The 4,746-nt window shown below is 70.1% G+C and carries 3 protein-coding genes; all 3 read left to right on the top strand.

Annotation, left to right across the window (positions count from 1 at the left end; all coding sequences use genetic code 11):
* Window positions 1–2,197: FtsX-like permease family protein (locus tag ACK59X_RS27815; RefSeq protein ID WP_409961753.1), on the top strand; the 2,197-nt coding region annotated here is incomplete at its 5' end.
* A gap of 42 nt (window positions 2,198–2,239) precedes the next feature.
* On the top strand, window positions 2,240–3,325 hold the full coding sequence (locus tag ACK59X_RS27810; RefSeq protein WP_409961752.1) for a PLP-dependent cysteine synthase family protein: 1,086 nt from the start codon (window positions 2,240–2,242) through the stop codon (window positions 3,323–3,325).
* A 22-nt stretch (window positions 3,326–3,347) separates the two neighbouring features.
* Window positions 3,348–4,442 carry a lipocalin-like domain-containing protein gene (locus ACK59X_RS27805; protein ID WP_409961751.1) on the top strand — a complete coding sequence of 365 codons (1,095 nt, stop codon included), beginning with the start codon at window positions 3,348–3,350 and terminating at the stop codon, window positions 4,440–4,442.
* Window positions 4,443–4,746 lie beyond the last annotated feature (304 nt).

Raw genomic sequence — 4,746 nt, 5'->3', positions numbered from 1 at the left:
CGCCTGGCCGCAGGCGGACCGGTTTGCACTTTTTTCACCGGCCACCGTGTTCCTGAACCCCTCGGCCTTGCAGGCGCTGGGCCTGTCCATGGCCCCCACCGACGCTGCAGCGCCTTTGCCGCAGATCACGCTGCACACGGGTCAGCAGCGCCTGCCGGTGCGTGTGGCGGGCACGGTGGGCGCAGGCGGCGCGCCGCTGGCAGTGATGGACATCGGCGCCGCGCAGGACCTGTTCGGACGCGCCGGACAACTGAGCCGCATCGATCTGCAACTGCAGACCGGCACCGACCGCCAGGCGTTTGCACAGAGCCTGCGCGCCCTGCCCGGCTGGCCCGCGCAGGCCCTGCTGGCCGAACCGGGCGATGCAGCGCAGCGCATCAGCAACCTGTCGCGCGCCTACCGCGTCAACCTTACGGTGCTGGCGCTGGTGGCGCTGTTCACGGGGGCCTTCCTGGTGTTCTCGGTGCTGGCGCTCAGCGTGGCGCAGCGCGGGCCGCAGTTCGCGCTGCTGGCCGTGCTGGGGGCCACGCCGCGCCAGCGCCTGGCCCTGGTGCTGACCGAATCGGCCGTGCTGGGCCTGGTGGGCAGCGTGGCGGGCATCGCGCTGGGCACGGGCCTGGCCGCCACGGCACTGCGACTGCTGGGTGGGGACCTGGGGGGCGGCTATTTCGCGGGCGTGCAGCCGGCGCTGCAGTGGAGCGCCCCAGCGGCCGCCATCTACGGGGCGCTGGGCATCGCCGCCGCACTGGCCGGTGGCTGGTGGCCTGCACGTTCCGCACAGACCCTGCCCCCGGCGCAAACCTTGAAAGGCCTGGGCAGTGCCAGCGCCCGGGCCGACCGGGGCACGGTGGGCCTGGCCCTGGTGGCCGCTGGGGCGGTGCTGTCATTTGCGCCGCCCGTGGCCGGCATTCCGCTGGCCGCCTATGGCGCCATTGCCCTGCTGCTGGTCGGCGGCATCGCCCTGCTGCCGCGCGCCATGGCGGCGCTGCTGGCGCGGCTGCAGCCCCTGGCCGCCCGGCACGCCCTGCCCCTGCTGGAGCTGGAGCGTGCGCGCCGCATGCGCGGCAGCGCCGCCATTGCCGTGGGCGGGGTGGTGGCCAGCCTGAGCCTGGCCGTGGCGCTGACGGTGATGGTGTCGAGCTTTCGCGGCTCGGTCGCGCAGTGGCTCGATGGGGTGCTGCCCTCGCCGCTCTACGTGCGCTCGGCCCTGGGCGGGCCGGGCAGCGAAGCCGCCCTGCTGCCCGCCGGCTTTGCCGAGGCCGTGGCCGCTTTGCCCGGCATCGAGCGGGTGCAGCCGCTGCGCGCCAGCCCGCTGCAGCTCGACCCCTCGCGTCCCGCGCTCATGCTGATCAGCCGCCCGCTGGGCGCCGACCCGGCGCGCCAGTTGCCATTGGTGGGCACGGCCCTGCCGGTGCCTGCGGGCAGCACCGGCATCTACATCAGCGAGGCCGTGGTGGACCTCTATGGCCTGCAACCTGGCATGCAGTGGGACGGCCTGTCGCGGGCCTTCGGCACCCAGGCCGAAGCCCCGCGCTTTTTCCTCGCCGGGGTCTGGCGCGACTATGCGCGCCAGTCGGGTGCGGTGGCGCTGGACCGCTCAGACTACCTGCTTCTCACGGGCGATGCGCGCACCAGCGACCTGGCGCTGTGGCCGCGCGAGGGGGCCGACCTGGCCGCGCTGCAGCAGGCCATCCGCGATCTGGCGGCAAGCCAGGGCGCTAGCGAGCTGCCGTTGGAATTCATGTCCGCCACCGCGATCCGCGAGCGCTCGCTGCACATCTTTGACCGCAGCTTCGCGGTCACCTACTGGCTGCAGGCGGTGGCCATCGGCATCGGGCTGTTCGGCGTGGCGGCGAGCTTCAGCGCCCAGGTGCTGGCGCGGCGCAAGGAGTTCGGGCTGCTCGCGCACCTGGGCCTCACGCGGCGCCAGATCCTGGGCGTGGTCGCGGCCGAGGGCGCAGCCTGGACGGGGGTGGGCGCGGTGGCAGGCGTGCTGCTGGGCCTGGCGGTGTCGGTGGTGCTGGTGCATGTGGTGAACCCGCAGAGCTTTCACTGGACCATGGACCTGCGCGTCCCTGGCTGGCGCCTGGCGGCGCTGTGCGCGGCCGTGGTGGTCTCGGGCACGGTGACGGCCTGGCTGGCTGGGCGCGCGGCGGCCGGGCGCGATGCGGTGATGGCCGTGAAGGAAGACTGGTAAGCCCTGTGCGGCAGCGGTATGCACTGCGAGACAATCCCCCCCATGACCGCTGTCCACAAGACCCGTCCCCCTTCCGTGCAGGCCGGCACCTGGCTGCACAACGCCGTCGCGCGCATCGAAGCCGACTACCAACGCAGCGCCGACACGCACCTCATTCCACTGCGTCTGCCGTCCTATGCCGCGCACGGCATCGACCTGTACCTCAAGGACGAGTCCACCCATCCCACGGGCAGCCTGAAGCACCGGCTGGCACGCTCGCTGTTCCTGTATGCGCTGTGCAATGGCTGGATCAGCGAGGGCTCGACCGTGGTCGAATCGTCGAGCGGCTCCACTGCCGTGAGCGAGGCCTATTTCGCGCGCCTGCTGGGCCTGCCCTTCGTGGCCGTGATGCCGCGCAGCACCTCGCCCGAGAAGATCGCGCAGATCGAGTTCCACGGCGGGCGCTGCCACCTGGTGGAGAGCGCCGGCCATGTGTACGCCGAGGCCCGCGCCATCGCCGAGCAGACCGGCGGCCACTACATGGACCAGTTCACGTACGCCGAGCGCGCCACCGACTGGCGCGGCAACAACAATATCGCCGAAAGCATGTTCACCCAGATGGCGCGCGAGCCGCACCCCGTGCCGCGCTGGATCGTGGTCGGTGCGGGCACGGGCGGCACCAGCGCCACCATCGGCCGCTACCTGCGCTACATGCAGCACACCACCGAGGTCTGCGTGGCCGACCCGGCGGGCTCGGTGTTCAGCGCCTACCACCGCACGGGCGATGCCACGCTGACCGCGCCCGGCTCGCGCATCGAAGGCATCGGCCGCCCGCGCGTGGAACCGAGCTTCATCCGCACCCTGGTGGAGCGCATGGAGGAAGTGGCCGACGTGGAGTCTGTGGCCGCCATGCAGGCACTGTCGCAGTTGCTCGGGCGGCGCGTGGGGCCCTCCACCGGCACCAACTTCGTGGCCATGCTCAGGTTGGCGAGCGAGATGCGCGCGCGTGGCGAGCAGGGCTCCATCCTCTCGCTGCTGTGCGATGCGGGCGAGCGCTATTTGCCCACCTACTTCAACGCGGAATGGGTGGCCACGAACTTCGGCGACTGCACCGAGGCCCAGCGCAAGGTGCGGACCTTGATGGATTGACGTGAGCAATACTACGCCCGCAATGCCAGCCGCCTTCTCGCGCCGCAGCGCACTCATGCTGGGCATGGCGGGCGCGACCGGCTGGCACAGCATGGCCCATGCCCTGCCCCCTCGCGTGCTGGCATTTCCGCGCGACCATGGCAGTCACCCCGGGCTGCGCACCGAGTGGTGGTACATCACCGGCCATGCGCGGGCGGGCGCACAGGACTGGGGCTTCCAGGTCACGTTTTTCCGCTCGCGCGTGGATGCTGCGCAGGGCATCCAATCGGCCTTCGCTGCGAAGCAACTGCTGTTCGCCCATGCGGCACTGACCGACCTGCAGGGCCGCAGACTGCACCACGACCAGCGCATCGCGCGTGCAGGCTTTGGCGTAGCCCAGGCCAGCGAGGCCGACACAGCGATCCGCCTGCAGGACTGGAGCCTGGTGCGCAGCGATCTGCCCGATGGCCCAGGCGGCCGCTACACCACCCGTATCCAGGGCGAGCACTTTGGCCTGCAACTGCAGTTCGACGCCACCCAGCCGCTGCTGCTGCAGGGCCGCGAAGGCCTGTCACGCAAGGGCCCCGAGAGCACCCAGGCCAGCTACTACTACAGCCAGCCGCAGCTGGCAGTCAGTGGTGCCATCGTGCTCGATGGCAAGCGCTTGGCCGTCGATCCCGGCAGCGGCCGCGCCTGGATGGACCATGAGTGGAGCGAGGCGCTGATGCACCCCGAGGCGCGGGGCTGGGACTGGATCGGAATGAACCTGCTCGATGGCAGCGCGCTCACGGCGTTTCGGCTGCGGCGTGCGGATAGGTCGGCGTTGTGGGCTGGTGGGTCGTTCCGTGTGCCGGGACAGGCTGCGGCTCGGGTCTTCGATGCCGGAGAGGTGACTTTTACTCCGGAACGGGAATGGAGCAGTCCGCACAGCGGGGCGAAGTATCCGGTGCAGTGGCGGGTGCAGACGCCGGTGGGTGTTTTCGTTGTGCGCAGTTTGCTGGATGACCAGGAGCTGGACAGCAGTGGGTCTACCGGAGCGATCTACTGGGAGGGCCTGTCGGAGCTGGTGCGGGATGGCCGGGTGGTGGGGAAGGGGTATCTGGAGATGACGGGGTATGCGAAGGCGTTGAAGCTCTAATCGGTGCTCGGTGCTCGGTGCTCGGTGCTCACAGCATGCCTCGGTTGAGGGCGGGAGCCGGGATGTGCGCCCGGCGGCGCACCTACCTTCTTTTGCTTCGTACATGGACGCCCCTTTGCTGGCAAGCCAATTCGTGACGGGTCAGAAGGAAAAGATTGCTCCGGTACATCCGGACTTTTGTGCAGCCTTTTAGGCTGCTGTCCCTGATGGGATTTGCTGGTTGGGGCCCCATAGCCAAAGTGCACTACTGGGTGTGCGAGAAGCAAAGCGGGCTTTGCCAACCACGGTCTTACCTGTCTTGCCA

The sequence above is a fragment of the Acidovorax sp. genome (assembly GCF_046339755.1).
In the GTDB taxonomy this organism is placed as follows: domain Bacteria; phylum Pseudomonadota; class Gammaproteobacteria; order Burkholderiales; family Burkholderiaceae_C; genus Acidovorax.
The sequence above is the reverse complement of the archived record's forward strand: the minus strand, read 5'-3'. Positions and strand labels throughout refer to the sequence as shown.